This is a genomic window from Janthinobacterium sp. GW821-FHT03A03 (assembly GCF_059421435.1).
In genome coordinates, this window is the sequence record NZ_JBWKUZ010000010.1 from 130,942 (window position 1) to 155,771 (window position 24,830).

Genomic DNA, 24,830 nt, shown 5'->3' on the forward strand with positions numbered 1-24,830 from the left:
GTTGCTTTACTACTCCCATGTCAAAACTCTGGCAAGCCCGCTTCTTTACGACCGTCAACCAATTGCGTGACCTGCCCGATACCACGGTGCCGGAAATCGCCTTTGCCGGCCGCTCCAATGCCGGTAAATCGACCGCCATCAACATCTTGTGTAATCAGAAAGGCTTGGCGTTCGCCTCCAAGACACCTGGCCGTACCCAGCACATCAACTACTTCTCCATCGGCGGCGCCCATGTGGCGCAGCACCGCAAGGATGCCACCATCGTCGAAGAGATCGAATGCCTGCTGGTCGACTTGCCGGGCTACGGCTACGCGGAAGTCTCGGGCTCGGCCAAATTGCACTGGCAGCGCCTGCTGGGCGACTACGTGCAGCGCCGCGAGCAATTGGCGGGTTTGATCCTGATCATGGATTCGCGCCGCCCCTTCACCGATCTGGACATTCAAATGCTGGAATGGTTCGCCCCGACGGGTAAACCAATTCACTGCATCCTGACGAAAGTCGATAAGCTGAACCGCAATGAATCGGTCAACGCGCTGCGCCAGGCGAAAGCCAAGCTCGACAGCTACGTGGATGAAGACGGCGTCGGCTTCCCGTTCACCGTGCAGCTGTTCTCGGCCCTGAAACGCGTCGGCATCGAAGAAGCCAACGACAAGATCATGGAACTGGCCGGCATCAGCGAAGACGGCGCGGCCCAGATGGTCGAGCTGATCGAAATGGAAGACGACGTCGAACCGGAAGCGGGAAGCGACAAGCCGGCTTGATCCACATCAACGCTGCGTAAAAAAAGGCTGCCCGTTCACACGGTGCAGCCTTTTTTCTTACGCGGGCGCCGGGCGCCTAGCGCCGTCCCGGCCCCGGGCGCTTCTCGGAAAAGAATTCCTGGCGCAGGAAAGCCATCAGCTCGGCCGTATCCTCGACGCGGGCGCTGAGGTTGACGTTGCGCCCCAGGCGCCGCGATTCCCACACGAAATCGCCGGGCTTTTCGGCACGGATCATCTGAATCATCTTCTTCAGGATGGCCGTTTCGATGTCCGGCTCGTTGCCCAGTTCCACTTTTTCCTGCTTCGGCCAAACACGCTTGAAGCTCGCATTCCAGCCCTTGAACTTGACTTCGGCACTGAACGAAGTCTGGTTGACGATGGAAAACACGCCGCCCGAATCCTCGCGGTCGCTGCCGGAATTGCGTCCCTGCGCGCCGGCGATATTCGCCTTGGCCACGCGCATGGCGCGGTCGTTTTCGCTTTCCTCGGCCGGCGGCGCGGGATTTTGCGCCTCGCGCTGCTTGCGGCGCTGCTCGATCATCGAGCTCATGTCTTCAGCGGGTGGCGGCGGCAACGGCACTTTCGACACCAGCGGCGGCGTGTACGTTTCCAGTTTCGGCTTGTCGCGCGGCACATCTTTTGTGACCACGCGCTTGCTCGGGGCCGGCGGTGGTTTCACCTTGGCAACTTTCTTATCCTTCGGCTTGGGCGTCGGTTTCGGCTGCGGCTTCGGTTGCGGCTTGTCCTTCAGCGGCGCGATATAGACCATCGCGCTTTCCTTCTTCGGCGGCGGAATCTTCTCGATCTTGTCGCTACGCAACAGCACATAGGCCGCCAGCAGCACGTGCAGCAAGACGGACACGCCCAGCGCAACCTTGCGCGTGGTGCTGGTCCTGGACCCGTAGGCCGGTGGTGGCTGAATCACTTGTCCGCAGGTGGGACAAACATCGGAATCGGCAGCCATCAAATGGGTCGTGTCATGCAAAATGAATCATGCTTTCTGTGTAGCGAAGAAATAACATTACAGGGCAGCCATAGTGCCAGAGTCCCTTGCTTTTGGGAACACTTCTGCGGCCTTTCCAACCCGAAGCGTACAGGATAGCGACATTCCTTGCAGCGCTAGCCAGAGTACCCGAGCCGCCCCTTGACGGTTGTTACCGTATGTATCATGGCCCATACAAAACCGGCGCCGCATTCACGCTGGAACGGGGCGCCGGTCTGGGCATGCGGCGTGTCAGGCCTTGCTGTCGAGTATTAACAGTTGCTCGTCCGTCAGCGGCCCCGAGCCGCTGTACTTATCCAGGAACAAATAGATGACGGGGGTGATAAACAGGGTAATCACTTGTGAAAACAGCAAGCCCCCCACCACGGCCAGGCCCAGCGGCTGGCGCAGCTCGGCGCCGGCGCCCAGGCCCAGGGCGATGGGCAAGGCGCCCATCAGGGCTGCCGCCGTCGTCATCATGATGGGACGAAAACGCAGGATGCACGCCTGGCGGATGGCTTCAGGCGGGCTCATGCCTTCATTGCGCTGCGCATGCAGGGCGAAGTCGATCATCATGATGGCGTTTTTCTTGACGATGCCGATCAGCATCAAAATACCGATGATGGCGATCATGGTGAGGTCCATGCCGAACAGGCGCAAGGTCAACAGCGCCCCCACGGCCGCCGACGGCAAACCGGCCAGGATGGTCAGCGGGTGGATGTAGCTTTCATACAGCACGCCGAGCAGCACATAGATCACGGCCAGCGCGGCGATGATGAGGATGATCTGGCTAGCCTGCGAATCCTGGAACACGGCCGCGTCGCCGCCGTAGCGCGTGATGATGGAGGCCGGCAAGCTCATGTCCTTGCCCATCACGTCGATCTTGCCCGTGGCCACACCCAGCGGCACGTCCGGCGCCAGGTTGAAGGCGATGGTGACGGCCTGCAGCTGCCCCTGGTGATTGACGGAGGTGGGACCGATCGTGCGTTCCACATAGGCAATACTTGACAGTTTCACCAGTTCGCCCGACTTGCTGCGCACGGACACGCGGGTGAGCGCATCGTCATACTGGCGGTCCGGTGTGGCCGCTTCCAGGATCACGTAATAGCTGGCCGCCGAGGAATAGATGGTCGATACCTGCCGCTCGCCAAAGGCGCTGTACAGGGCCGTGCGGATGTCGGACATTTGCACGCCCAGCAGATTGGCCTTGTCGCGGTCGATCCTGAGGGACGCCTGCAAGCCCTTGATCTGCGAATCGCTGGTGACGTCGCGGAAGGCCGGGTCGGCGCGCATGCCTACGATAAACTTTTCCGCCCAGTCATTCAAGGCGTCGGGGCTGACGCTTTGCAGGGTGTACTGGTAGCGGCTCTTGCTCTGGCGCCCGCCCAGCTGCAAGTTTTGCACGGGGCGGAAATACACGGCCATGCCGGGCACGGCACTCGTCGCGCGGCGCAGGTTTTCCAGCACCACGGGCATTTTCGGCCGTTCGCTGCGCGGTTTCAGCACCATGAACATGCGGCCCGTATTGCCGCCGCCAACGAACGAGGTCACGTCCTGCACGCTGGGGTCCGCCTTGAGCACGGCCGCCACACGGGCTTGCAAGTCCTGCAGGGCCGCCGAGGAAATATCCTCCGACGCTTCCGTATTCACCTGGATCTGCCCCAGGTCTTCCTCGGGGAAGAAACCTTTCGGAATGGTCGCGTACAGCAGCACCGTCAGCGCGAACGTGCACACGGCGATGAACAGCACCACGTTGCGGTACGCCAGGGCCTTGTCGAGCAGATGCACATAAGCGTTGCGCAATTTCGTGAAACCGGCCTCGAAGTGGCGGCCGATGAAGGTTTTTTCGCCGTGCGTGGGATCGCTGTCATTGTGTTCGCGCGAATCGGCCGGCAGGAAGCGGCTGGCCAGCATCGGCACCAGGGTCAGCGACACGATGGCCGAGACGAGAATGGACAGCGAGACGACGACGGCAAACTCGTGGAACAGCAAGCCGATCACGCCCGGCATGAAGAAGATGGGGATGAACACGGCCACCAGCGAGACGGAAATCGAGATGATGGTGAAACCCATCTCCCTGGCGCCCACGAGGGCCGCCTGGATCGGTTTCTTGCCCATCTCGATATGGCGCACGATGTTTTCCAGCACCACGATGGCGTCGTCGACGACGAGGCCTACGGCCAGGGTAATGCCCAGCAGGGACACGTTGTCGAGGCTGTAGCCGAGCCAGTACAGCAGGGCCAGTGCGCCGAGCAGGGAAATGGGCATGGTGACGGCCGGAATGAAGGTGGCGGCCGCGCGGTGCAGGAACAAAAAGATCACCAGCACCACTAGGATGACGGTCAGGGCCAGGGTCAGGTTGACGTCGTGGATGGCTTCGCGGATCGACAGCGAACGGTCGTTGACCAGGCTGATCTGTATTGACTGCGGCAATTGCGCCTTGAAACCAGGCAGCAAGCGGCGCACGCCATCGACCACTTGCACGGTATTGGCATCCGGCTGGCGCTGTACCATCAGGCTGATCGAGCGCTCGCCATTGAAACTGCCGACGGCCTTGATCGATTGAAAGCTGTCTTCCACCTCGGCCACGTCTTTCAGCCGTACAGGCTGGCCGTTGCGGCTGGCGACGATCAGTTCGGCAAAATCGGCCGCTTTCATCATTTGCGGATTGCCCTGGATGGTCAGGGTCTGGCTGGGGCCGTCAAGAATGCCCAGCGGGGAGTTCGTGTTCGAGGCGCGCAGGGCCTGGGCCAGCTCGTCCATCGTCAAGTTACGCGCGTTCATCAGGTCGGCACGGGCACGCACGCGCACGGCGAAGCGTTTCTGGCCATTGACGATGACCTGGGCTACGCCAGGCAAGGTCGACAGGCTGGGAGCGATCAGGTTTTCCGCATAATCGTTGAGATCCGACAAGTTCAGCGAGGGCGACGTCATCTGGATGAACAGCACGGGCGCATCGGCGGGATTGACCTTGCGGTAAGACGGCAAGTCCGTCATTTCCGTCGGTAACTGGCGCTGTGCGCGCAGCAGGGCCGCCTGCACGTCGACGGCCGCCTCGTTGACGTTGATGCTGGCGTCAAACTCCAGGGTCAGCGAGGTATTGCCCAGGGTACTCGTGGAAGTGATCAGGCTCAGGCCGGAAATGGTGGAAAACTGTTTTTCCAGCGGCAAGGCCACCGACGAGGCCATGGTTTCCGGGCTGGCGCCGGCCAGGTCGGCGCTGACGTTGATGACGGGCGTGTTGTAGCTCGGCAAGGCCGCCACGGGAATTTGCAGATAGGCCAGCACGCCGGCCAGGATGACGGAGAGGGACAGCAGCACCACCATCACGGGGCGGCGGATGCTCAGTTCGGACAGGTTCATGCTGGCTTGCCCTGCGGTGCGGCGCCATCGGCAGCCTTGTTTTTTTCCGCCAGGCGCACCTTGCTGCCAGGACGCAGGTTCTGCTTGCCATCGACGATGACTTTTTCATCGCCCGCCAGGCCGGTGACGACGGCGCTGGGGCCAAATGCATACACGCGGGCAATCTTGCGCATCCTGGCTGTGTTGTCCGTCTCCATCGAGTACACGAAGGTGCCGGTGGTACTCGTGATGATGGCGTTTTGCGGAATGACGAGCGCATCCTTGAGCGTGCGCACGGTCAGCTGCGTATTCACGTACTGGCCTGGCCACAGGTCGGTGCCGCCATTGTTGAAACGGGCCTTGACCTTGATCACGCCGGTGGCGGGATCGACGGCATTGTCGATAAAGCTGAGTTTGCCTTCCAGCTGCTTGCCGCCCGCGTCCGACAGCAGGGCCGTGACGGGCACCTCGCCCGCCTTTTGTGCCGCCAGCAAGCCGGACAGGCTGCTTTCCGGCAAGGTAAACGATACATCGATGGGGTCGAGCTGGGTGATGCTGGTCAGCGAAGTGGCCGGCTGCACCAGGCTGCCCGGATACACGTTGATGGCGCCTACGCGGCCGCTCTGGGGCGCGCGCAGGACCGTGTAGCTGGAGTCGACCTGGGCGGCACGCAAGGCGGCCTGGTCGGCGGCCAGCAGGGCGCGCGCCGCGTCGAGCTGGCTTTGCAGGGTATCGACGGCGCCCTGGGCGATGAAGTTCTTGCTCAGCAGATCCTTGCTACGCTTGAGCTGGCGTTCGAAGTCCTCCACCGAGGCGCGGTCACGCAACACTTGCGCTTGCGCCTTGTCAACATTCGCATGCTCGCTGCGCGCGTCCAGCGTAAACATCAGCTCGCCCTGCTTGACGAACTGGCCTTCGCGGATATGCACTTTGGTCAGCGTGCTGGTCGTTTGCGGGTGCAGGTCGACACTGCTGATCGGCATCACGCTGCCATTGGCCCGCAGCACCATCGGCACATCCTGACGCAGCGGCGCCACCACACTGACGGTGGTGGGAGCCTGCGCCCCACCCTTGCCACCCTTGCCCCCTGCGCCGCTCTGGCTACCGGACTGATGGTTGAAATACCAGATGCCGCCACCGATACACAGGGCCGCACCCACCAGGATTGCCAGGCTAGTCTTTTTCATTATTCTGTCACGCTGTTGCAGCGCAGGGCTGCAGGTTGAAAGTGGTTACCAGAGGGGCTTAACGCGCAATATTGTCGCATGGAAATGATCACTTTCCCGCGTAATACTCTGGCACGATGAGGGTGACTTCCAGTCCACCGTCGACATGATTCGCCAGCAGGACCGTGGCACCATGCTGTTCAGCAATATTGCGAGCGATGGTCAAGCCGAGGCCCGTGCCACCCGATTCGCGCGAGCGCGAGGTTTCTATCCGATAAAACGGTTCAAACACCTTGGCCAGTTGATCTGGCGCAATACCTGGCCCGCCGTCACGGATGCGGACGCGCGCCGCACCCGCGATACGCTCGACGGTCACATGTGCGTACTGGCCATATTTGACGGCATTGTCGATCAGATTCACCAGGCAGCGCCGCATGGCGATGGGCCGCGCCATCAAGGCCATGCCCGCATGGCCGCTCAGCGTCACTTTCTGACCTGCATCGGCGGCGTCGGAACAGACGCTATCTAACAGGGAATCGAGGTCGAGCGCCTGCATGGCTTCCGTGCTGTCCATCGAGCGGGCCAGGTCCAGTCCTTCCTTGACCATGCTTTGCATGGCCGACAGATCGCCCACGAGCCGGTCATACAATTCCGTATCGGCCACCTTTTCCAGGCGCAGGCGCAAGCGCGTGAGCGGCGTCTGCAAGTCGTGGGTGATGGCGGCCAGCATTTGTGTGCGCTGGGAAATATGCTGGCGGATGCGCGCCTGCATGGCATTGAAGGCGGCGCTGGCCTGGCGGATTTCGCTGGCGCCCGACAGGGTCAGCGGCGGATGGTTGATGTCGTTGCCCAGGTCTTTTGCCGCCTGCGCCAGCTGTTTCAGCGGGCGCATGGTCATGCGCGTGACCAGGTAGGCGAGGATGGCGATGCTGATCAAAAATGGCAGCAAGGTGACCCAGTCGCTATGCTCGCCGAATGGCGGCTGCTGGCGCGGCGGCAACACCATCAGGCGCAGCACGTGGCCGTCCTGCATGCGCACGTCGAGGTTTTCGCAAGTGCCGCCCCAGGGCTTGGGACCGAACAGGCCCGATGACTTGCGCGGCTGCGTGCAGGCGGCCGGACGCTCGGCCAGCGCGCTGACCTTGAAGCCTTCGCCCAGCTTCGCCTGCAGGGCGGTGGAGAACTCCGTCGGCGTGCCAGGGACGTGCTCGGCGTCGGGGCGCAGTTCCAGGCGCACGCTGCCCTTGTTGGCCACCTTCAGATAGGCCGCGCGCGAGGCCAGCGGCACGATGTCGGCTGCCATCACCAGCTGCTCGGCCCGTTCCACGGCATGGTAGTCGCGATACTGCTCCAGCGCGCGCTGGCGTTCGCCCACGGCCAGCCACTGCGTCAGCGCGGCGGAAGCGACGATACCGATCAGCAAGAACATGAAGACGCGGCCTGTCATCGACCCCAGGAAGGCCTTCACGCGTGCGGCTCCACGTTGACTTGCCCGGCCAGCACATAGCCGCCGTTGCGCACGGTCTTGATGATTTGCGGCAAGCGCGCATCTTCACCCAGCTTTTGCCGCAGGCGGCTGATCTGGATATCGATCGAGCGGTCGAACGGGTCGGCGTCACGGCCCTGCGTCAGGTTCAACAGCTGATCGCGGTTGAGCACGCGGTTCGGATGTTCGAGGAACACGCGCAGCAAGCGGAACTCCGCGCCCGACAACATGATCACCAGGCCGCTGGGATTGAGCAGGTGGCGCGCCGTCAGGTCCAGGGTCCAGCCGGAAAAGCGGATTTGCTGCGCCTTGTCCGACGGCACGTTCGACGGCATGGCGTGGCTGCGGCGCAAGACGCTGCGTATGCGCGCCAGCAATTCACGGGGTTCGAACGGCTTCGGCAAATAATCGTCGGCCCCCATTTCCAGGCCCAGGATACGGTCCAGCGGCTCATTGCGCGCCGTCAACATAATCACCGGCACGGTCGATTGCGCGCGCAGCTTGCGGCACAGGGTCAGGCCATCGTCACCCGGCAGGTTCAGGTCGAGCACGATCAGATCGGGCCGCGTTTCATCGAGGATTTTCCACATGGCCGTGCCGTCCGCCGCGCCCAGGGTGCGGTAGGCGTTCGTTTCCAGGTAATCCGCCAGCAAGCTGCGGATATCGCGGTCGTCGTCGACGATGAGGATTGTAGAAGTGGGTTCCATGGTACGAATTATCCCCACTTCGCCGGGCCTTGCACAGCGCATTTGTATCGTCTTGTATATAGAGGACCCGAAGAAACATATAGATACAAACTGTCTGGCAGCGGACACTTCGGGGAAACATGGAGCGTCCAACATGGATTCATGTGCAGCAGCATGTACATCCCTCATCTTTTACAAAGGAATCCAGATGAACGCCTCAATGACAACCTTGCGCAAGAATTTGATCATCGCCATGAGCGTACTCGGCATGGGTGCGGCATCGCTGACCGTCCACGCCCAGGAAGCGGCCGCCAGCGCGCCTGCCGCCGGCACCAGGATGCAACATGATGGCCAGCGCGGCCAGCACCGCGCAGGCAACCCGGCCGAACGCATGGCCCAGTACCAGGCGCGCCTGCACGACAAGCTGAAGCTGACAGCCGCGCAGGAACCGGCCTGGGCCACTTTCACGGCCGCCAACGCGCCGAAAAAAACCATGGGTGACTGGAAAGCCAAGCGCGAAGCGATGGCCAAGCTGTCGGCGCCGGAGCGCATGGAGCAATGGATCGCCATGTCGAAGGAACGCGTCGCCAGCCAGGAAAGCCGCCTGGCTTCCCTGAAGACCTTCTATGCCGTGCTGACGCCGGAACAAAAGAAAGTCTTTGACGACAGCGTGCCTGGCGGCAAACATGGTGGCATGCGTGGCCGCCATCACGGCGAACACCATGGCATGCAGGAGCATCCCAAAGCCGGCTGAGTGCTAGCTGTGCAGAAATAGAAAAAGCCCGCGATGCGGGCTTTTTCTGATTGCAAACACAAGTAAATGCTTACTGCCCGTCAAGTTTGCGCAAGGAGGTCAGGAAAGTCGATGCATTCTGGAAGCCGATCACGCGCGACTGGGCGATTTCCTGTCCCTGCGGGTTGAACATGATGATGCCCGGCGGGCCGAACAATTGAAAACGTTTCAGCATGGCCTTGTCGTCGGCATCATTCGCCGTCACGTCCACCTGCAGCAGCACGGCCTGGCCCATCTTCTCGCGCACGGCGGGGTCGACGAAGGTCAGTTTTTCCATCTCGATACAGGATACGCACCAGTCGGCATAGAAATCCAGCAAGGCTGGCTTGCCGTTCAGCTGCGCAAGCGCCGCATCGAGCTGCGCCACGGTCTTTACGCGCGTAAACGCTTGCGCGTGGACCTGGCCGCCACCGAGGTGCGCCAGCGGCGCCAGCGGGTCGCGGCCGCCGCTGGCCACGCCGACCAGTTGCACCACGCCCAGCACGGCAAAGACGAGGCCGAAGGCCTTGGCGATCCAGGCCTGCTGCGCACCGCTCTTGCCCACCAGCAAATACATGCCATAGCCGACGAGCAGGACCGTCCAGCCCAGCATCTGCACGGCGCCCGGCAGGACCGGCGAAACCAGCCACCAGGCCACGCCCAGCTGCAGCACGCCAAAGAAGCGCTTGACGGCATCCATCCAGGCGCCGGCACGGGGCAGCAAGGTACCGGCCGACACGCCCACCAGCAGCAAGGGCACGCTCATGCCCACTGCCATGGCGAACAGGGCACTGCCGCCGATGACGACGTCGCGCGTCTGGCTGATGTACAGCAGGGCGCCTGCCAGCGGCGCGGCCACGCATGGCCCCACGATCAGGGCGGAAATGGCGCCCATGACGAATACGCCCGCCAGCCGGCCCGACGATTGCTGGTTCGATACGGACGTCAGCTTGCCTTGCAGGAAGGCAGGCACCTGCAACTCATAAAGCCCGAACATCGACAACGCCAGGCCCGCCATCAGCAAGGCAAAAAAGCCCAGCACCCATGGATTTTGCAATTGGGCTGCCAGGCCTTCGCCCGCCAGGCCGGCCGCCACGCCCAGCGCCGTATAGACGATGGCCATGCCCAGCGCATACGTCAGCGACAGCAGCAAGCCACGCGAGCGGCTGACCTTGGCGCCATCGCCGATGATGATCGACGACAAAATCGGCACCATCGGCAGCACGCACGGCGTAAACGCCAGCCCCAGGCCCAGCAGCATGAACAAGGGCACGATGACGAGCAGCTTGCCGCCCTTCAAGGCCGCTTCAATCTTGCCTAGCTCGCTTTGCGCGGGCGCGGCGCTTGCCGCCGCGGGCGCCGCAGCGACCGGCTCGGGCGTGCTGGTGACATCGGCCTGGGGAATGCTCAGTACGGACACGCCAGGCGACGCCTGCGCCTGCGGGCCGTTGACGGCCGCCGTATCGACCGCAGGCGCGCCCGGCAAGGCGAATTTCGACGGCAGGCCAGCGCCTGGCGCCATGCTCTGGCCGCCGCCGGCGCCTACCAGTTTCGCCGTGGCATCCTGCGGCGCATAGCACAGGCCCTTGTCGGAACAGCCCTGGCCCGTCGCCTTCAGCGTAAACGCGCCCGCCGTTTCCACGGGAATCGTGATGGTCAGTGTCTTGCGGAAGGTTTCCACATTCTTCTGGAACGTGTCGTCGAACTTGACCTTGCCGGGCGGATACACCGGCGTGCCCAGCTTGGCGCCCACGGCCTCAAACTTGAAGCGCTCGTGGTACATATAATAGCCGTCGGCAATCACATACGTGACAGCGATAGTGGACGGGTCCTGCATGCGGGCGGAAAACTTGAAGGCCAGCTCGGGATCGAGGAATTCATCGTCGGCGCGGGCGTGGCTGGCGCCAAAGACGGCCATGGCCAGCAGCAAACAGGTGGCAAGCCAGATCAGCAGTTGATGCAGGGGAGCGGCGCGCGCGGAGGCGCTGGAGGGGAAACGGGACATGAACTACCTTTTCGACCATTCGACAGAGGACGCGCGGAGCAGGCAGCGCTTGTGCCGGGCCGGCGCGAAAGAAGAATAGTACACCGCAGCAAGGATAGCTGCAGCAGAAAACAAAAAAGCCAGGCTAGGCCTGGCTTTCTCAGATGCAATTACTGGGATTACTCGCCAGCAACTTCAACTGCTTCGGTCGTATCTGGACGATCCATCAGTTCAACGAACGCCATAGGAGCGTTATCGCCGACGCGGAAACCCATTTTCAGGATACGCACATAACCACCGTTACGGTTGGCGAAACGTGGGCCCAGTTCAGCGAACAGCTTGACGACCATTTCACGGTCGCGCAGGCGGTTGAAGGCCAGACGCTTGTTTGCCAGGGAGTCGGTTTTGCCCAGGGTCAGAATTGGCTCGACAACGCGGCGCAGTTCTTTTGCTTTTGGCAGGGTGGTTTTGATCGCTTCGTGACGCAGCAGCGATACTGTCATGTTGCGCAGCATTGCCAGACGGTGGGACGAGGTACGATTCAGTTTACGGAGGCCGTGACCGTGACGCATGATAAATCCTTTCGGTGAGTGTTTAAATCCAGTTCTTCGATCGGCTGGGCGGGAAAACCCGACTAGCCGCGGACCGGTTTGGTACTACAAAATAAAAGCCTGGGACACCTGTCCCAGGCAGTTTGCTACAACTACGAATTACTTTTCCAGGCCGGCAGGCGGCCAGTTTTCCAGCTTCATGCCCAAGGTCAAGCCGCGCGATGCCAGCACTTCCTTGATTTCGTTCAGGGACTTGCGGCCCAGGTTTGGCGTTTTCAGCAGTTCGTTTTCCGAACGTTGGATCAGGTCGCCGATGTAGTAGATGTTTTCCGCTTTCAGGCAGTTCGCCGAACGCACGGTCAACTCCAGATCGTCGACTGGACGCAACAGGATAGGATCGACCAGCGGAGCGCGCGATGGCGCTTCGGCGGCGGCTTCCGTGCCTTCCAGGGCAGCGAACACATTCAACTGGTCCACCAGGACGCGGGCCGACTGGCGGATCGCTTCTTCCGGCGAGATCACGCCGTTGGTTTCGATGTTGATGATCAGCTTGTCCAGGTCGGTACGCTGCTCAACGCGAGCCGATTCAACGAAGTACGATACACGGCGCACTGGCGAGAACGACGCATCGAGGATGATGCGGCCGATGGTCTTGTTCGTGTCTTCCGACAGGCGACGCACGTTACCAGGAACGTAGCCGCGGCCTTTTTCAACCTTGATCTGCATGTCCAGCTTGCCACCAGCGGTCAGGTGGGCGATCACGTGGTCAGGGTTGATCAGTTCGACGTCATGCGGCAGGTCGATGTCGGAGGCCAGGATTGCGCCTTCGCCTTCTTTTTTCAGGGTCAGGGTTACCGAATCGCGGTTGTGGACTTTGAAAACCACACCCTTCAAGTTCAGCAACAGATCGACGACGTCTTCTTGCACGCCATCGAGGGAGGAATATTCGTGGACGACGCCAGCGATCGTCACTTCGGTCGGCGCGTAGCCCACCATCGACGACAGCAGAACGCGGCGCAACGCGTTACCCAATGTGTGGCCATAGCCGCGCTCGAACGGTTCCATCACGACCTTGGCGTGACCTGCACCGAGAGCTTCAACATCGATAATACGTGGCTTCAACAAACTGTTTTGCATGAAATGTCCTTTTCAATACCCTCGGCTCATTACACCGATAAGGCTGATGGCATTAGTGAAACGCCCACTTTACAAAAGCAAAGTGGGCGGAGATCTTGCTACTGACTACTATTAACGCGAGTACAGCTCGACGATCAGCGATTCGTTGACGTCGTTAGCGATTTCGTTACGCTCTGGCAGGGACTTGAAAGTACCTTCCATTTTCTTGGCATCAACCGAAACCCAGCTAGGCATGCCAACTTGTTCGGCCAGCGACAGTGCTTCAACGATACGCACTTGCTTTTTCGATTTTTCACGAACAGCGATGATGTCGCCAACTTTGACCGAGTACGAAGCGATGTTCACAACGATACCGTTCACGGTGAACGCTTTGTGGCTGACCAATTGACGCGCTTCAGCGCGGGTCGAGCCAAAGCCCATGCGGTAGCAAACGTTGTCCAGACGCGTTTCCAGCAACTTCAACAGCGTTTCGCCGGTGTTGCCTTTACGACGGTCTGCTTCAGCGAAGTAGCGGCGGAATTGACGTTCCAGCACGCCGTACATGCGCTTGACTTTTTGCTTTTCGCGCAGTTGGTTACCGTAGTCCGAGGTGCGGGCGCCGGATTTGACACCGTGCTGGCCTGGCTTGACATCCAGTTTGCACTTGCTGTCCAGCGAGCGACGTGCGCTCTTCAGGAACAGGTCTGTACCTTCACGGCGGGAAAGTTTTGCTTTAGGTCCGATATAACGTGCCACGATACTTCCTTTTTTTAAATGATAACGCCCCAGCCACATGCATGATCAAACACACTGATGCGGTTAGGCGCTAGTCTGATTTGGTTTCAATCAGACGGTGGCTGAAAACGAAAAACCCGTCAAACAGGATTTGACAGGCAAGAACAGCCGGGCAGTATAACCGTTTCCGGCTCCCTGCTCCAGCGTTTTCACACAACTGTACTGAGTTACAACAGACAGCAAAGCAGCTGGCGCCGAAGCGCCCTCTGCAACACTATCTTAGATACGACGACGTTTCGGTGGACGGCAACCGTTGTGCGGTACCGGCGTCACGTCCTGGATCTCGGTGATCTTGATGCCCAGGTTGTTCAGCGCGCGAACGGCGGACTCACGACCAGGACCTGGGCCCTTGATACGTACTTCCAGGTTCTTTACGCCACACTCAACTGCCACTTTACCAGCGGCTTCCGCGGCGACCTGCGCTGCGAATGGGGTCGATTTACGCGAACCCTTGAAGCCTGCACCGCCGGAGGTAGCCCACGACAAGGCATTGCCTTGACGATCGGTGATGGTAATGATGGTGTTATTGAACGATGCGTGGACATGTGCGATGCCTTCAGCGACGTTCTTTTTAACTTTTTTACGCACGCGTGCTGATGCGGCGTTATTTTGCGACTTAGCCATAATTATTCCCTAGCGGATTATTTTTTCAGCGATTGAGCGGCTTTACGCGGTCCCTTGCGGGTACGTGCGTTCGTACGCGTACGCTGGCCACGGCAAGGCAGACCCTTACGATGACGCATGCCGCGGTAGCAACCCAGATCCATCAAACGCTTGATGTTCATGGACAGTTCACGACGCAGATCGCCTTCGACGATGAATTTACCTACTTCATCGCGCAGTTTTTCCAGTTCGCTGTCATCCAGATCTTTGATCTTTTTGTTGGTTGCTACACCGGTCGATGCACAGATTTTCTCTGCGCGTGGACGGCCCACACCGTAGATGGCCGTCAGGCCGATAACGGTATGCTGATGATTTGGGATATTAACCCCTGCAATACGTGCCATTTGTTATTCCTCGATTAACCTTGACGCTGCTTGTGACGTGGTTCCACGCAGATAACGCGGACTACGCCTTTGCGCTTGATGATCTTGCAGTTGCGGCAGATCCGCTTGACTGATGCGAGAACTTTCATTTTTGGGCTCTTTCTTTCGCTTCTTTGGTTTGATTCAGTGTGTTACTTGGTACGGAACACAATGCGGGCTCGGCTCAGGTCGTACGGCGTCAACTCCACCGTCACCTTGTCTCCAGGGAGAATGCGAATATAATTCATCCGCATTTTACCTGAAATATGCCCGAGCACCACGTGTCCGTTCTCCAGCTTCACTCGAAATGTTGCATTTGGGAGATTCTCAAGAATCTCGCCCTGCATCTGTATGACGTCGTCTTTTGCCATTCGGTATGTTTACCGCGCTTAACGCGTCGGAATTCCGCCCTTGAAATTTGCTTTGCGCAGCAGTGAATCATATTGCTGCGACATCACGTAGTTCTGTACTTGCGCCATGAAATCCATGGTGACAACTACAATAATCAATAAAGAAGTACCGCCGAAATAGAATGGTACTTTCCACTGGGCTTGCATAAATTCCGGCAATAAACACACCAGGGTGATGTAGACTGCGCCGGCAAGTGTCAAGCGTGTCAGGATCTTGTCGATGTAACGGGCTGTCTGCTCGCCTGGACGAATCCCGGGAATGAACGCACCGCTTTTCTTCAAGTTATCCGCTGTTTCCTTGCTGTTAAATACCAGCGCTGTATAGAAGAAACAGAAAAACACGATCGCCACTGCGTACAACAGCGCATGGATAGGCTCACCAGGCCCCATCGATGCTGCCAAATCTTTCAAGAACCGCACCGCAGGGTTAGCGTTGTCGGCGCCCTTTGAAAACCAGTCCACGATAGTGGCCGGGAACAAGATGATCGAAGAAGCAAAGATCGGCGGGATCACGCCGGCCATGTTCAGCTTCAACGGCAAATGGCTGGTTTGACCGCCATAAATCTTGTTGCCTACCTGGCGCTTCGCGTAGTTGACCAATATTTTGCGCTGACCACGTTCGACGAATACGACGAAGTACGTTACCAGTGCTACCAGGATGACGATGAAAATCGCGCTGAAGCTGCTGATCGAACCATTCGACACCTGAGTGAACAAGCCACCCAACGCCGACGGCAGACCGGCTGCAATCCCGGCAAAAATGATGATCGAGATGCCATTCCCCAAGCCACGCTCGGTAATTTGCTCACCCAACCACATCAAAAACATTGTTCCGGTCAACAAAGTGACGACCGTCACGAAGCGGAATGCAAGACCAGGTTCCAACACCAGACCAGCTTGCGACTCCAGTGCGACTGCAATGCCCAACGCTTGGAACAGTGCCAGCGCAACCGTGAAATACCGGGTGTACTGGGTGATCTTGCGACGACCTGCTTCGCCTTCTTTTTTCAACGCTTCCATCTGCGGTGACACGATCGACAGCAATTGCATGATGATCGAGGCCGAGATATAAGGCATGATACCCAGCGCAAACACTGTAAAACGAGACAAGGCACCGCCCGAGAACATGTTGAACATGCCCAGGACGCCGCCTTCGTGCTCCTTGAACAGCGAGGCTAATTGTGTCGGGTCAATCCCGGGAACCGGGACGTGAGCACCGATACGATAAACCACCAATGCGCCAAGCAAAAACCAGAGCCGCCCCCAAGGGAAACCGGCCGCTGCACTTTTAGCAAGTTGTGGATTAGTCGCCAATTTTCGCTCCGATCAAGCTGTTAGCGGTCAACTCAGGCTACCGAGCCGCCGGCTGCTTCGATGGCTGCTTTCGCGCCAGCGGACACTTTCAAGCCCTTCAAATTCACCGCTTTGGTGATTTCGCCGGACAAGATCACGCGCACGTCACGGGCCAACACGCCCAGAACGCCAGCTTGCTTCAAGACCAGAATGTCGACATCGCCAACAGCCAGGTTGTTCAGATCGGACAGGCGCACTTCAGCTTTGAAGGTGGCGTGCATCGATTTGAAACCGCGCTTAGGCAGACGGCGTTGCAGAGGCATCTGACCGCCTTCGAAACCGACTTTATGAAAGCCGCCCGAACGCGATTTCTGACCTTTGTGACCACGACCCGAGGTTTTACCCAGGCCGGAGCCGATACCGCGGCCGACGCGACGCTTGTAGTGCTTAGCGCCTTCGGCTGGTGCAATAGTATTCAATTCCATGATTTGCTCCGTTCGTGTAAGCCCGAAGGCTTACCCGACAACTTTAACGAGATACGATACTTTATTGATCATGCCGCGTACGGATGGGGTGTCTTGCAATTCGGAAACCGAATTTACACGACGCAGACCCAGACCGCGCACGGTAGCGCGATGCGATTCGCGCGTACCGATCAAGCCCTTGACCAATTGCACTTTGACTGTGTTTGTCATTTTGTCCACCTTAAGCCAGAATGTCTTCAACCGACTTGCCGCGCTTGGCAGCGATATCGGAAGCAGTGCTCATTTTCGACAGGCCATCCAGCGTAGCGCGTACCAGGTTGTATGGGTTGTTCGAACCGGTGGATTTTGCCACCACGTCCGTCACGCCCATCACTTCGAAGATAGCGCGCATTGCGCCACCAGCGATCACGCCGGTACCAGGCTTAGCTGGGTTCATCATGACCTTGGAAGCGCCGTGACGACCAACAACCGTGTGATGCAAGGTGCCGTTTTTGAGCGGTACTTTGATCAGGTTGCGACGGGCTTCTTCCATTGCCTTCTGCACGCCAACTGGCACTTCTTTCGATTTGCCCTTGCCCATGCCGACGCGGCCATCGCCATCACCAACTACGGTCAGCGCGGCGAAACCCATGATACGACCACCCTTGACCACTTTGGTCACGCGGTTGATCGCGATCATTTTTTCGCGCATGCCATCATCCGGCTTGTCGCTTTGCATTTTTGCTTGCATTTTTGCCATGATTGATCCTTAGAACTTCAGACCGGCTTCGCGTGCGGCTTCTGCCAACGCTTTCACACGGCCGTGGTAACGGAAACCGGAGCGGTCGAACGCAACTTCGGTAATTCCTGCTTTCAACGCTTTTTCAGCGACGCGCTTGCCGATCAAGGCTGCAGCAGCGGCATTGCCGCCTTTGCCGGATTGGCCCGCCAGTTCAGCGCGAACTTCCGCTTCAGCCGTCGAGGCCGAAACCAGGACTTTAGCGTCCGGGCTGATCAGGTTGGCGTAAATGTGCAGGTTGGTGCGATGCACCGACAAGCGATTTACTTTCAATTCCGCAATCTTGATGCGGGTTTGGCGTCCGCGGCGAAGCCGTGATTCTTTCTTATCCATCGTCAGCCCCTAATTACTTCTTCTTGGTTTCTTTAAGCTTAACCACTTCGTCCGCATAGCGAACGCCCTTGCCTTTATAAGGCTCAGGAGCGCGGTAAGCACGAACTTCAGCGGCTACCTGGCCAACCTGTTGACGGTCGATACCTTTAATCAGGATCTCGGTCGGGGTTGGTGTTGCGCAGGTAACGCCGGCTGGCATGTCATGCACTACAGGGTGCGAAAAACCCAGGGACAGATTCAGCTTGTCGCCTTGAGCTTGCGCCTTGTAACCCACGCCTACCAGGTTCAGCTTTTTCTCGAAACCCTTGGTGACGCCAACAACCATGTTGTTGACCAGTGCGCGCAGCGTGCCGGACATGGCATTGGCTTCGCGGCTGTCGTTCGCCACGTCGAAAGTCAGGGTTCCTGCATTGTTTTCTACTTTGACCAGGCCGGTGAGGACTTGGGAAAGTACGCCCAGCGGGCCTTTTACGGTGATCGCTTGTGCGGAGATGGCGACTTCGGCGCCAGCTGGCACTACGATAGGCATTTTAGCTACTCGAGACATGTGTAACTCCTTAAGCCACGTAGCAAATAACTTCGCCGCCGACACCGGTAGCGCGTGCTTTGCGGTCAGTCATGACGCCTTGCGGAGTCGACACGATCGCCACACCCAAGCCATTCATCACAACAGGGATCTCGTCTTTACCCTTGTAGACGCGCAGACCCGGACGGGACACGCGCTCCAAGCGCTCAATAACGGGACGGCCAACATAATACTTCAAACCGATCTTCAGTTCCGCCTTGCCACCAGCTTCGGCAACAGCGAAATCTTCAATGTAACCCTCGTCCTTCAGGACGTTGGCAATCGCAATTTTGACTTTCGACGATGGCATGGCCACGGTCGTTTTTTGCACGCCTTGTGCGTTGCGAATGCGGGTCAGCATATCGGCGATAGGATCGCTCATACTCATTGCATATTCTCCTATTACCAGCTTGCTTTTGTCATACCCGGAATTTCACCACGCATGGCGAATTCACGGAGCTTGATACGACCCAGACCGAATTTACGGAATGTGCCGCGCGGACGACCGGTGATGGCGCAACGGTTACGTTGACGCGTCGGGTTCGAGTTACGTGGCAGCGCCTGCAGTTTCAGGCGAGCTTCGTAGCGCTCTTCTTCCGATTTCGATTGGTCATCGACGATGGCCTTGAGAGCTTCGCGCTTAGGGGCGAATTTCGCCACCAGGTCAGCACGCTTGATCTCACGATTAATCAGTGACAGTTTGGCCATGATCAGTTCCTGAAAGGGAATTTAAAGGCGGCGAGCAAAGCTTTGGCTTCGTCATCGGTCTTAGCGGTTGTCGTGATGCTGATATTCATACCGCGCAACGCGTCAATCTTGTCGTATTCGATTTCAGGGAAAATGATCTGTTCCTTGACACCGATGTTGTAGTTGCCACGACCATCAAATGCACGGCCGTTCACACCACGGAAATCGCGTACGCGCGGCAGAGCCACGGTAATGAAGCGATCCAGGAACTCGTACATGCGAGCGCCGCGCAGGGTGACCATCGTACCGATCGGGTAACCTTCACGGATTTTGAAGCCTGCGATCGCTTTGCGGGACTTGGTGGTCACTGGCTTCTGGCCGGCGATCTTGGTCAAGTCAGCAACTGCGTGCTCGAGAACTTTCTTATCCGCGATAGCCTCACCAACACCCATGTTCAGGGTGATCTTGGTCAGGCGTGGAACTTCCATTACCGACTTGTAACCAAACTTGCTGGTCAGGTCGGCAACGACTTTTTCTTTATAGAATTCTTGGAGACGTGCCATGATTTCTTAAGCCTTCACTACTTCGCCGGAGGATTTAAAGATGCGAACTTTCTTGCCGTCCACTTCTTTGAAACCCACGCGATCTGCCTTGCCAGTCGCTGCATTAAACAATGCAACGTTGGACACGTGAATTGGCATGGTCTTATCGACGATACCACCAGTTACGCCAGTCATCGGGTTTGGCTTAGTCGCTTTTTTAGCGATGTTAATGCCGTCAACCACGATATGTTCAGCATCGATACGCTGCTGTACCACACCACGTTTGCCCTTGTCTTTCCCGGTCAGAACGATGACTTCGTCGTTTTTACGAATCTTATCCATTACGACTCCTTACAGGACTTCCGGTGCCAGGGACACGATTTTCATGAACTTCTCAGTGCGCAGTTCGCGCGTGACAGGTCCAAAAATACGGGTACCGATCGGTTCCAGCTTGGCGTTCAACAGAACGGCGGCGTTGCCGTCGAACTTCACCAGGGAACCGTCTTGGCGGCGAACACCTTTAGCGGTGCGCACAACCACGGCGTTATAAATTTCACCTTTTTTGACACGGCCACGTGGCGCAGCAACCTTGACGGTTACCTTGATCACATCGCCAATGCCAGCATAACGGCGCTTGGAGCCGCCCAATACCTTGATGCACATGACTTCTTTGGCACCGGTATTGTCAGCCACTTCGAGCCGGCTTTCAGTTTGAATCATAGTATTCTCTTTCCCAACTTAAGCCGAAGAATCCACACAATGTAGACCCACGGTCAGTCTTGGTCCCGCCAGAGCCGCCCTGCTGGGCTTCACTGTTTGGGTGCATGACCTTCATACATCAACTGACCGCGAATGCTACTGTCTGTGGCCAGACACTTTGCGGCGTTACATGAACGAAGCCCGCAAGTATTACATACAATTTGCGGGCCTGCAAGTACTAATTAAAATCCACCGCCGAAACGGTGGTTTTTATTTAAACGGTTGGTGCGGCTTGAACCACACGTGTCACCGTCCATGCCTTCGTTTTGGAGATCGGGCGACCTTCCTGGATCTCGACCGTATCACCGGCCTTGACTTGGTTGGTCTCGTCATGCGCGTGATACTTGTTCGAACGCATGATGATCTTGCCATACAAAGGATGTTTTACGTGGCGCTCGATCAGAACGGTAACGGTCTTGTCCATCTTGTCCGAAACCACTTTACCGATCAGCGTGCGCTTGAGCGACTGTTTCACTGGTTCGTTCATTTGGCTTCCTTCAGATTCATTACCGTCTTCACACGCGCGATATCGCGGCGTACCTTCTTGAGCTGCGAAGTGTTGCTCAGCTGTTGCGTAGCGATTTGCATACGCAGGCCGAACTGTGCCTTCAACAGATCATTCAGCTCTTTTTGCAGAGCCGGCTGGTCCTTGCCGCGGAGTTCAGATGCTTTCATATACAACTCCAATTATTGGCCGACTTGACGTACGACAAACGTCGTAGCCAGTGGCAGTTTAGCGGCGGCAAGACGGAAAGCTTCCCGTGCCAGCGCTTCATCAACGCCATCCATTTCGTACAGTACTTTGCCTGGCTGAATTTCAGCGACGTAGTACTCTGGATTACCTTTACCGTTACCCATACGGACTTCAGCCGGTTTGTTCGAAATCGGTTTGTCCGGGAAAATACGGATCCAGATACGGCCACCGCGCTTGATGTGACGCGTCATTGCACGACGCGCCGCTTCAATTTGACGCGCAGTGATACGACCGCGCGCAACTGCCTTCAGACCGAATTCGCCAAACGACACGGCGGTGCCGCGGCTGTGCGAAATACCGGTGTTACGGCCTTTCTGCTCTTTACGATACTTTCTGCGTGCTGGTTGCAGCATGATTATTCTCCTGCTTTCTCAGCTGGTGCAGCGGCGGCCGGTTTAGCGGCGCGCACACGAGCAGCACCTGGTGCTGTGGATGGTTTCGCACCCGCTGGACGTGGGCGGCCGGCTGGCTTGCCATCGTCACGGCGTGGACCGCGGCTCTTCTTCTCGTCAGCTGGAGTATCGATGACTGGTGCATCGCCGTTAGGCGCGCGGTCACCTTTGTATACCCACACCTTGACGCCGATGATACCGTAGGTGGTCGACGCTTCGCTGGTACCGTAGTCGATATCGGCGCGCAGGGTATGCAGAGGCACGCGGCCTTCGCGGTACCACTCTTTACGCGCGATTTCGATACCGTTCAGACGGCCGGACGACATGATCTTGATACCGAGAGCACCCAGGCGCATTGCGTTTTGCATTGCACGCTTCATGGCGCGGCGGAACATGATCCGTTTTTCCAGCTGCTGAGCGATCGAATCGGCGATCAGTTGCGAATCGATTTCCGGCTTGCGGATTTCTTCAATGTTCACGTGAACAGGTACGCCCATGATCTTGGTCAAAGCGGACTTCAGTACTTCGATGTCTTCGCCTTTTTTACCAATGACCACGCCTGGGCGCGAGCTGTAGATCGTGAAGCGCGCGTTCTTGGCTGGGCGCTCGATAACGATGCGGCCAACGGAAGCGTTCTTCAGTTTCTTTTTCAGGTAAGCACGTGCTTTCAAGTCTTCGTTCAGCATGGCAGCGAAATTACCGTTGCCTGCATACCAGCGCGAAGCCCAGTTACGGGTGACCGCCAGACGGAAACCGGTTGGATGAATTTTCTGACCCATCGTGGCTCCTTAGTTACCGACAGTCACGTAAACGTGACAGGATTGTTTCGAAATACGGTCGCCACGGCCTTTTGCACGCGCGGTGAAGCGCTTCAAGACCGGACCTTTTTCGACGTAGATCGTTTTCACGAACAATTCGTCGATGTCGGCGCCATCATTGTGCTCGGCATTCGCAATAGCGGATTCCAGAACGCGCTTGATGATCGCAGCACCTTTTTTCGGGCTGAATTGCAAGATGTTGAGTGCAGCGTCAACTTTCTTGCCACGGATCAGGTCAGCAACCAGGCGGCCCTTTTGGTCCGACAGGCGCACACCTTTGAGGATAGCTTTAGTTTCCATTATTTCTTAGCCTTTTTGTCAGCTGCATGGCCCTTGAACGTACGGGTCAGTGCGAATTCGCCGAGCTTGTGACCAACCATGTTTTCGGAAACATAAACCGGCACGTGCAGCTTGCCGTTATGCACCGCGATCGTCAGGCCGATGAAGTCAGGCATGATTGTCGAACGACGCGACCAGGTTTTGATTGGCTTTTTGTCTTTGGCAGCTTGCGCAGCTTCAACTTTTTTCACCAGGTGGGCGTCACAGAACGGCCCTTTTTTCAATGAACGTGTCATGTGCTACCCCTTATTTCTTGCCGCGGCGCGAGACGATCATGGAAGTAGTACGCTTGTTGCTGCGTGTCTTCTTACCTTTAGTCTGTTGGCCCCAAGGCGAAACTGGATGACGACCAGCTGCTGTTTTACCTTCACCACCACCGTGCGGGTGATCGACCGGGTTCATGACCACACCGCGAACGGTAGGACGAACACCGCGCCAGCGCATCGCACCAGCTTTACCGATTTTACGCAGGCTATGCTCGGCATTGCCGACTTCACCAACCGTTGCACGGCACTCGATGTGCACGCGACGTACTTCACCCGAGCGCAGACGCACTTGAGCGTAGGTACCTTCACGTGCCATCAGCACAACGCCGGCGCCAGCGGTACGTGCCATTTGGGCACCTTTACCTGGCAGCATTTCGACGCAATGCATCACGGTACCGACTGGGATGTTACGGATTGGCAAGCAGTTACCCGATTTGATCGGCGCTTCCGAACCGTTCATCACGCTGTCGCCAACGGCCATGCCTTTGGTTGCGATGATGTAGTGACGCTCGCCGTCGGCGTAGCACAGCAGAGCGATATTCGCGGTGCGGTTTGGATCGTATTCGATACGTTCCACTTTCGCTGGAATACCATCTTTGGTGCGCTTGAAGTCGATCAGGCGATAGTGTTGCTTATGACCACCACCGATATGACGGGTGGTGATGTGACCGTTGTTGTTACGACCAGCGGTCTTGGATTTCTTTTCAACCAGGGCAGCGAACGGACGACCTTTGTACAGGTCGGCATTCACCACCTTTACCATGCCGCGACGGCCTGGCGAGGTTGGTTTCATCTTAACGAGTGCCATTATGCAGCCTCCTCGGAGAAGTTGATTTCCTGGCCAGGCTTCAGGCACACGAAAGCACGCTTGGTATGGTTACGACGACCGTTGAACTTGCCGGTGCGCTTTTGCTTACCTTCGCGGTTTGCAGTTTGCACGGACAGAACTTCAACCTTGAACAGCAGTTCGACCGCTGCCTTGATTTCAGGCTTGGTTGCATCCGGCAGTACGCGGAATACAATTTGCTCGTTCTTTTCCGCGACCATGGTGGCCTTTTCGGAAATGACCGGCGCCAACAGCACCTTCATCAAGCGTTCTTCGCTATGTTTCAAAATCGCGCTCATGCCAGCATCTCCTCAATCTTAGCCAATGCAGCTTTGGTGACCAAGATCTTCTTGTAGAACACCAGGGACATCGGGTCTGCATGACGTGGCTCAACGACGAGTACGTTAGGCAGGTTGCGCGATGCCAGTTCCAGGTTTTCGTTCAGAACGTCGGTGATGATCAGAACCGAATCAAAGCCCAGGCCGTTCAATTTTTGCGACAGCAGCTTGGTTTTTGGCGCGTCGATCGTCAGATCGTCGATGACGATCAGGCGCTCTTCGCGAGCCAGCTGCGACAGGATCGAGCAGATACCTGCGCGATACATTTTTTTGTTCACTTTGTGGGTGAAGTTTTCGTCAGGCGAGTTCGGGAAAATCCGACCACCGCCGCGCCACAGTGGCGACGACGACATACCAGCACGAGCACGGCCGGTACCTTTTTGGCGCCATGGCTTTTTCGTCGTGTGGTGAACTTCTTCACGGTCTTTTTGCTTGCGGTTACCACTACGTGCATTCGCTTGATAAGCGATGACGACTTGGTGGATCAGCGCTTCGTTGTAGTCACGGCCGAAAATCGTATCGGCTGCAGCAACGTTCGAGGCGGCTTGACCTTGCGCATTCAGAAGCTTGAGTTCCATC

Annotated in this window: 35 protein-coding genes; 2 read left to right on the plus strand and 33 right to left on the minus strand. The window is 57.8% G+C overall.

All coding sequences use genetic code 11. The annotated features are described in order from the left end of the window. The first annotated feature begins 17 nt into the window (after positions 1-17). On the plus strand, positions 18-761 hold the full coding sequence (gene yihA, locus AC07VI_RS18870; protein WP_086147737.1) for a ribosome biogenesis GTP-binding protein YihA/YsxC: 744 nt from the start codon (positions 18-20) through the stop codon (positions 759-761). Positions 762-837: 76 nt separating this feature from the next. Here the strand turns inward: yihA and AC07VI_RS18875 are convergent, their stop codons facing one another. The 5 genes from AC07VI_RS18875 to AC07VI_RS18895 form a co-directional block, all read right to left on the minus strand. After that, complete coding sequence (locus tag AC07VI_RS18875; protein WP_253251979.1) at positions 838-1,686, minus strand: hypothetical protein; 849 nt, start codon at positions 1,684-1,686, stop codon at positions 838-840. Between the two features lie 309 nt (positions 1,687-1,995). After that, positions 1,996-5,106 carry an efflux RND transporter permease subunit gene (locus tag AC07VI_RS18880; RefSeq protein WP_086147736.1) on the minus strand — a complete coding sequence of 1,037 codons (3,111 nt, stop codon included), beginning with the start codon at positions 5,104-5,106 and terminating at the stop codon, positions 1,996-1,998. Further along, positions 5,103-6,272: an efflux RND transporter periplasmic adaptor subunit gene (locus tag AC07VI_RS18885; RefSeq protein ID WP_086147735.1), complete on the minus strand. Its 1,170-nt coding sequence runs from the start codon at positions 6,270-6,272 to the stop codon at positions 5,103-5,105. Before AC07VI_RS18885 ends, AC07VI_RS18880 begins: the two co-directional genes overlap by 4 nt. Before the next feature lie 88 nt (positions 6,273-6,360). Next, a complete protein-coding gene (locus AC07VI_RS18890) occupies positions 6,361-7,719 on the minus strand; it encodes an ATP-binding protein (RefSeq protein ID WP_086147734.1) in 1,359 nt (452 codons plus the stop codon). After that, positions 7,716-8,444 carry a response regulator gene (locus tag AC07VI_RS18895; RefSeq protein ID WP_034753223.1) on the minus strand — a complete coding sequence of 243 codons (729 nt, stop codon included), beginning with the start codon at positions 8,442-8,444 and terminating at the stop codon, positions 7,716-7,718. The genes AC07VI_RS18890 and AC07VI_RS18895 overlap by 4 nt, the downstream gene beginning before the upstream one ends. A gap of 187 nt (positions 8,445-8,631) precedes the next feature. Between AC07VI_RS18895 and AC07VI_RS18900 the strand changes: the two genes are divergently transcribed. Beyond that, positions 8,632-9,177 (plus strand): Spy/CpxP family protein refolding chaperone, encoded by a 546-nt coding sequence (locus AC07VI_RS18900; protein WP_226936494.1) that lies wholly within the window; start codon positions 8,632-8,634, stop codon positions 9,175-9,177. A 70-nt stretch (positions 9,178-9,247) separates the two neighbouring features. On the opposite strand, the gene dsbD is transcribed toward AC07VI_RS18900, so the two are convergent. The 28 genes from dsbD to rplD all read right to left on the minus strand — a co-directional run bounded on the left by dsbD (position 9,248) and on the right by rplD (position 24,829). Continuing rightward, positions 9,248-11,200 (minus strand): protein-disulfide reductase DsbD, encoded by a 1,953-nt coding sequence (dsbD, locus tag AC07VI_RS18905; RefSeq protein WP_492992263.1) that lies wholly within the window; start codon positions 11,198-11,200, stop codon positions 9,248-9,250. Positions 11,201-11,358: 158 nt separating this feature from the next. Further along, positions 11,359-11,751 (minus strand): 50S ribosomal protein L17, encoded by a 393-nt coding sequence (gene rplQ, locus AC07VI_RS18910; protein ID WP_034753219.1) that lies wholly within the window; start codon positions 11,749-11,751, stop codon positions 11,359-11,361. Between the two features lie 138 nt (positions 11,752-11,889). Then, positions 11,890-12,867 (minus strand): DNA-directed RNA polymerase subunit alpha, encoded by a 978-nt coding sequence (locus AC07VI_RS18915; RefSeq protein ID WP_008444343.1) that lies wholly within the window; start codon positions 12,865-12,867, stop codon positions 11,890-11,892. A gap of 111 nt (positions 12,868-12,978) precedes the next feature. Next, a complete protein-coding gene (rpsD, locus tag AC07VI_RS18920; RefSeq protein WP_038496998.1) occupies positions 12,979-13,602 on the minus strand; it encodes a 30S ribosomal protein S4 in 624 nt (207 codons plus the stop codon). Positions 13,603-13,860: 258 nt separating this feature from the next. Beyond that, positions 13,861-14,265, minus strand: a complete 405-nt coding sequence (rpsK, locus tag AC07VI_RS18925; RefSeq protein WP_010394475.1) for a 30S ribosomal protein S11 — start codon at positions 14,263-14,265, stop codon at positions 13,861-13,863. 17 nt (positions 14,266-14,282) lie between these two features. Continuing rightward, a complete protein-coding gene (rpsM, locus tag AC07VI_RS18930; RefSeq protein ID WP_046681666.1) occupies positions 14,283-14,648 on the minus strand; it encodes a 30S ribosomal protein S13 in 366 nt (121 codons plus the stop codon). Positions 14,649-14,662: 14 nt separating this feature from the next. Then, positions 14,663-14,776 carry a 50S ribosomal protein L36 gene (gene rpmJ, locus AC07VI_RS18935; protein WP_010394471.1) on the minus strand — a complete coding sequence of 38 codons (114 nt, stop codon included), beginning with the start codon at positions 14,774-14,776 and terminating at the stop codon, positions 14,663-14,665. A gap of 42 nt (positions 14,777-14,818) precedes the next feature. Continuing rightward, on the minus strand, positions 14,819-15,037 hold the full coding sequence (gene infA / locus AC07VI_RS18940) for a translation initiation factor IF-1 (protein WP_005663428.1): 219 nt from the start codon (positions 15,035-15,037) through the stop codon (positions 14,819-14,821). An 18-nt stretch (positions 15,038-15,055) separates the two neighbouring features. Beyond that, complete coding sequence (gene secY / locus AC07VI_RS18945) at positions 15,056-16,390, minus strand: preprotein translocase subunit SecY (protein ID WP_071325660.1); 1,335 nt, start codon at positions 16,388-16,390, stop codon at positions 15,056-15,058. A gap of 32 nt (positions 16,391-16,422) precedes the next feature. Then, the gene (gene rplO / locus AC07VI_RS18950; protein WP_034753211.1) at positions 16,423-16,854 is read right to left on the minus strand and encodes a 50S ribosomal protein L15; all 432 of its coding nucleotides are present in this window, start codon (positions 16,852-16,854) and stop codon (positions 16,423-16,425) included. 30 nt (positions 16,855-16,884) lie between these two features. Beyond that, the gene (rpmD, locus tag AC07VI_RS18955; protein WP_010394435.1) at positions 16,885-17,064 is read right to left on the minus strand and encodes a 50S ribosomal protein L30; all 180 of its coding nucleotides are present in this window, start codon (positions 17,062-17,064) and stop codon (positions 16,885-16,887) included. 10 nt (positions 17,065-17,074) lie between these two features. Next, positions 17,075-17,593, minus strand: coding sequence for a 30S ribosomal protein S5 (gene rpsE / locus AC07VI_RS18960; RefSeq protein ID WP_086147731.1), 519 nt, complete (start codon positions 17,591-17,593; stop codon positions 17,075-17,077). Positions 17,594-17,602: 9 nt separating this feature from the next. Next, the gene (rplR, locus tag AC07VI_RS18965) at positions 17,603-17,965 is read right to left on the minus strand and encodes a 50S ribosomal protein L18 (protein ID WP_010394431.1); all 363 of its coding nucleotides are present in this window, start codon (positions 17,963-17,965) and stop codon (positions 17,603-17,605) included. A gap of 13 nt (positions 17,966-17,978) precedes the next feature. Beyond that, positions 17,979-18,512 (minus strand): 50S ribosomal protein L6, encoded by a 534-nt coding sequence (gene rplF, locus AC07VI_RS18970; protein WP_076565202.1) that lies wholly within the window; start codon positions 18,510-18,512, stop codon positions 17,979-17,981. A 10-nt stretch (positions 18,513-18,522) separates the two neighbouring features. Continuing rightward, on the minus strand, positions 18,523-18,918 hold the full coding sequence (rpsH, locus tag AC07VI_RS18975) for a 30S ribosomal protein S8 (RefSeq protein WP_071325662.1): 396 nt from the start codon (positions 18,916-18,918) through the stop codon (positions 18,523-18,525). A 14-nt stretch (positions 18,919-18,932) separates the two neighbouring features. Then, positions 18,933-19,238 carry a 30S ribosomal protein S14 gene (gene rpsN, locus AC07VI_RS18980; protein WP_010394423.1) on the minus strand — a complete coding sequence of 102 codons (306 nt, stop codon included), beginning with the start codon at positions 19,236-19,238 and terminating at the stop codon, positions 18,933-18,935. A 2-nt stretch (positions 19,239-19,240) separates the two neighbouring features. Next, positions 19,241-19,780 (minus strand): 50S ribosomal protein L5, encoded by a 540-nt coding sequence (gene rplE / locus AC07VI_RS18985; RefSeq protein WP_010394421.1) that lies wholly within the window; start codon positions 19,778-19,780, stop codon positions 19,241-19,243. A gap of 6 nt (positions 19,781-19,786) precedes the next feature. Further along, the gene (rplX, locus tag AC07VI_RS18990) at positions 19,787-20,101 is read right to left on the minus strand and encodes a 50S ribosomal protein L24 (protein ID WP_034753204.1); all 315 of its coding nucleotides are present in this window, start codon (positions 20,099-20,101) and stop codon (positions 19,787-19,789) included. A gap of 9 nt (positions 20,102-20,110) precedes the next feature. Next, positions 20,111-20,479 carry a 50S ribosomal protein L14 gene (gene rplN / locus AC07VI_RS18995; protein WP_008444317.1) on the minus strand — a complete coding sequence of 123 codons (369 nt, stop codon included), beginning with the start codon at positions 20,477-20,479 and terminating at the stop codon, positions 20,111-20,113. Positions 20,480-20,732: 253 nt separating this feature from the next. After that, positions 20,733-21,005, minus strand: coding sequence for a 30S ribosomal protein S17 (gene rpsQ, locus AC07VI_RS19000; RefSeq protein ID WP_010394415.1), 273 nt, complete (start codon positions 21,003-21,005; stop codon positions 20,733-20,735). After that, a complete protein-coding gene (gene rpmC, locus AC07VI_RS19005) occupies positions 21,002-21,193 on the minus strand; it encodes a 50S ribosomal protein L29 (protein WP_010394412.1) in 192 nt (63 codons plus the stop codon). Before rpmC ends, rpsQ begins: the two co-directional genes overlap by 4 nt. A 12-nt stretch (positions 21,194-21,205) precedes the next feature. Beyond that, positions 21,206-21,625: a 50S ribosomal protein L16 gene (rplP, locus tag AC07VI_RS19010; protein ID WP_038497037.1), complete on the minus strand. Its 420-nt coding sequence runs from the start codon at positions 21,623-21,625 to the stop codon at positions 21,206-21,208. 2 nt (positions 21,626-21,627) lie between these two features. Further along, positions 21,628-22,443: a 30S ribosomal protein S3 gene (gene rpsC, locus AC07VI_RS19015; RefSeq protein WP_071325663.1), complete on the minus strand. Its 816-nt coding sequence runs from the start codon at positions 22,441-22,443 to the stop codon at positions 21,628-21,630. A gap of 9 nt (positions 22,444-22,452) precedes the next feature. Further along, a complete protein-coding gene (gene rplV / locus AC07VI_RS19020; protein WP_170840583.1) occupies positions 22,453-22,785 on the minus strand; it encodes a 50S ribosomal protein L22 in 333 nt (110 codons plus the stop codon). Continuing rightward, positions 22,782-23,057 (minus strand): 30S ribosomal protein S19, encoded by a 276-nt coding sequence (gene rpsS, locus AC07VI_RS19025; RefSeq protein WP_008444295.1) that lies wholly within the window; start codon positions 23,055-23,057, stop codon positions 22,782-22,784. Before rpsS ends, rplV begins: the two co-directional genes overlap by 4 nt. A gap of 10 nt (positions 23,058-23,067) precedes the next feature. After that, positions 23,068-23,895: a 50S ribosomal protein L2 gene (rplB, locus tag AC07VI_RS19030; protein WP_034753198.1), complete on the minus strand. Its 828-nt coding sequence runs from the start codon at positions 23,893-23,895 to the stop codon at positions 23,068-23,070. Then, complete coding sequence (gene rplW / locus AC07VI_RS19035) at positions 23,895-24,212, minus strand: 50S ribosomal protein L23 (protein ID WP_010394398.1); 318 nt, start codon at positions 24,210-24,212, stop codon at positions 23,895-23,897. The genes rplB and rplW overlap by 1 nt, the downstream gene beginning before the upstream one ends. Next, positions 24,209-24,829, minus strand: a complete 621-nt coding sequence (rplD, locus tag AC07VI_RS19040; protein WP_034753197.1) for a 50S ribosomal protein L4 — start codon at positions 24,827-24,829, stop codon at positions 24,209-24,211. The genes rplW and rplD overlap by 4 nt, the downstream gene beginning before the upstream one ends. Between the last annotated feature and the right edge of the window lies 1 nt (position 24,830).

Bases quoted from the DNA above. Each gene is read 5' to 3' on its own strand.
- yihA (WP_086147737.1), top strand. From the start codon at position 18: ATGTCAAAACTCTGGCAAGCCCGCTTCTTTACGACCGTCAACCAATTG.
- AC07VI_RS18880 (WP_086147736.1), bottom strand. From the start codon at position 5,106: ATGAACCTGTCCGAACTGAGCATCCGCCGCCCCGTGATGGTGGTGCTG.
- AC07VI_RS18885 (WP_086147735.1), bottom strand. From the start codon at position 6,272: ATGAAAAAGACTAGCCTGGCAATCCTGGTGGGTGCGGCCCTGTGTATC.
- AC07VI_RS18895 (WP_034753223.1), bottom strand. From the start codon at position 8,444: ATGGAACCCACTTCTACAATCCTCATCGTCGACGACGACCGCGATATC.
- AC07VI_RS18900 (WP_226936494.1), top strand. From the start codon at position 8,632: ATGAACGCCTCAATGACAACCTTGCGCAAGAATTTGATCATCGCCATG.
- dsbD (WP_492992263.1), bottom strand. From the start codon at position 11,200: ATGTCCCGTTTCCCCTCCAGCGCCTCCGCGCGCGCCGCTCCCCTGCAT.
- rplQ (WP_034753219.1), bottom strand. From the start codon at position 11,751: ATGCGTCACGGTCACGGCCTCCGTAAACTGAATCGTACCTCGTCCCAC.
- AC07VI_RS18915 (WP_008444343.1), bottom strand. From the start codon at position 12,867: ATGCAAAACAGTTTGTTGAAGCCACGTATTATCGATGTTGAAGCTCTC.
- rpsK (WP_010394475.1), bottom strand. From the start codon at position 14,265: ATGGCTAAGTCGCAAAATAACGCCGCATCAGCACGCGTGCGTAAAAAA.
- rpsM (WP_046681666.1), bottom strand. From the start codon at position 14,648: ATGGCACGTATTGCAGGGGTTAATATCCCAAATCATCAGCATACCGTT.
- rpmJ (WP_010394471.1), bottom strand. From the start codon at position 14,776: ATGAAAGTTCTCGCATCAGTCAAGCGGATCTGCCGCAACTGCAAGATC.
- infA (WP_005663428.1), bottom strand. From the start codon at position 15,037: ATGGCAAAAGACGACGTCATACAGATGCAGGGCGAGATTCTTGAGAAT.
- rplO (WP_034753211.1), bottom strand. From the start codon at position 16,854: ATGGAATTGAATACTATTGCACCAGCCGAAGGCGCTAAGCACTACAAG.
- rpmD (WP_010394435.1), bottom strand. From the start codon at position 17,064: ATGACAAACACAGTCAAAGTGCAATTGGTCAAGGGCTTGATCGGTACG.
- rpsE (WP_086147731.1), bottom strand. From the start codon at position 17,593: ATGGCAAAAATGCAAGCAAAAATGCAAAGCGACAAGCCGGATGATGGC.
- rplR (WP_010394431.1), bottom strand. From the start codon at position 17,965: ATGGATAAGAAAGAATCACGGCTTCGCCGCGGACGCCAAACCCGCATC.
- rplF (WP_076565202.1), bottom strand. From the start codon at position 18,512: ATGTCTCGAGTAGCTAAAATGCCTATCGTAGTGCCAGCTGGCGCCGAA.
- rpsH (WP_071325662.1), bottom strand. From the start codon at position 18,918: ATGAGTATGAGCGATCCTATCGCCGATATGCTGACCCGCATTCGCAAC.
- rpsN (WP_010394423.1), bottom strand. From the start codon at position 19,238: ATGGCCAAACTGTCACTGATTAATCGTGAGATCAAGCGTGCTGACCTG.
- rplE (WP_010394421.1), bottom strand. From the start codon at position 19,780: ATGGCACGTCTCCAAGAATTCTATAAAGAAAAAGTCGTTGCCGACCTG.
- rplX (WP_034753204.1), bottom strand. From the start codon at position 20,101: ATGGATAAGATTCGTAAAAACGACGAAGTCATCGTTCTGACCGGGAAA.
- rplN (WP_008444317.1), bottom strand. From the start codon at position 20,479: ATGATTCAAACTGAAAGCCGGCTCGAAGTGGCTGACAATACCGGTGCC.
- rpsQ (WP_010394415.1), bottom strand. From the start codon at position 21,005: ATGAACGAACCAGTGAAACAGTCGCTCAAGCGCACGCTGATCGGTAAA.
- rpmC (WP_010394412.1), bottom strand. From the start codon at position 21,193: ATGAAAGCATCTGAACTCCGCGGCAAGGACCAGCCGGCTCTGCAAAAA.
- rplP (WP_038497037.1), bottom strand. From the start codon at position 21,625: ATGCTGCAACCAGCACGCAGAAAGTATCGTAAAGAGCAGAAAGGCCGT.
- rpsC (WP_071325663.1), bottom strand. From the start codon at position 22,443: ATGGGTCAGAAAATTCATCCAACCGGTTTCCGTCTGGCGGTCACCCGT.
- rpsS (WP_008444295.1), bottom strand. From the start codon at position 23,057: ATGACACGTTCATTGAAAAAAGGGCCGTTCTGTGACGCCCACCTGGTG.
- rplB (WP_034753198.1), bottom strand. From the start codon at position 23,895: ATGGCACTCGTTAAGATGAAACCAACCTCGCCAGGCCGTCGCGGCATG.
- rplW (WP_010394398.1), bottom strand. From the start codon at position 24,212: ATGAGCGCGATTTTGAAACATAGCGAAGAACGCTTGATGAAGGTGCTG.
- rplD (WP_034753197.1), bottom strand. From the start codon at position 24,829: ATGGAACTCAAGCTTCTGAATGCGCAAGGTCAAGCCGCCTCGAACGTT.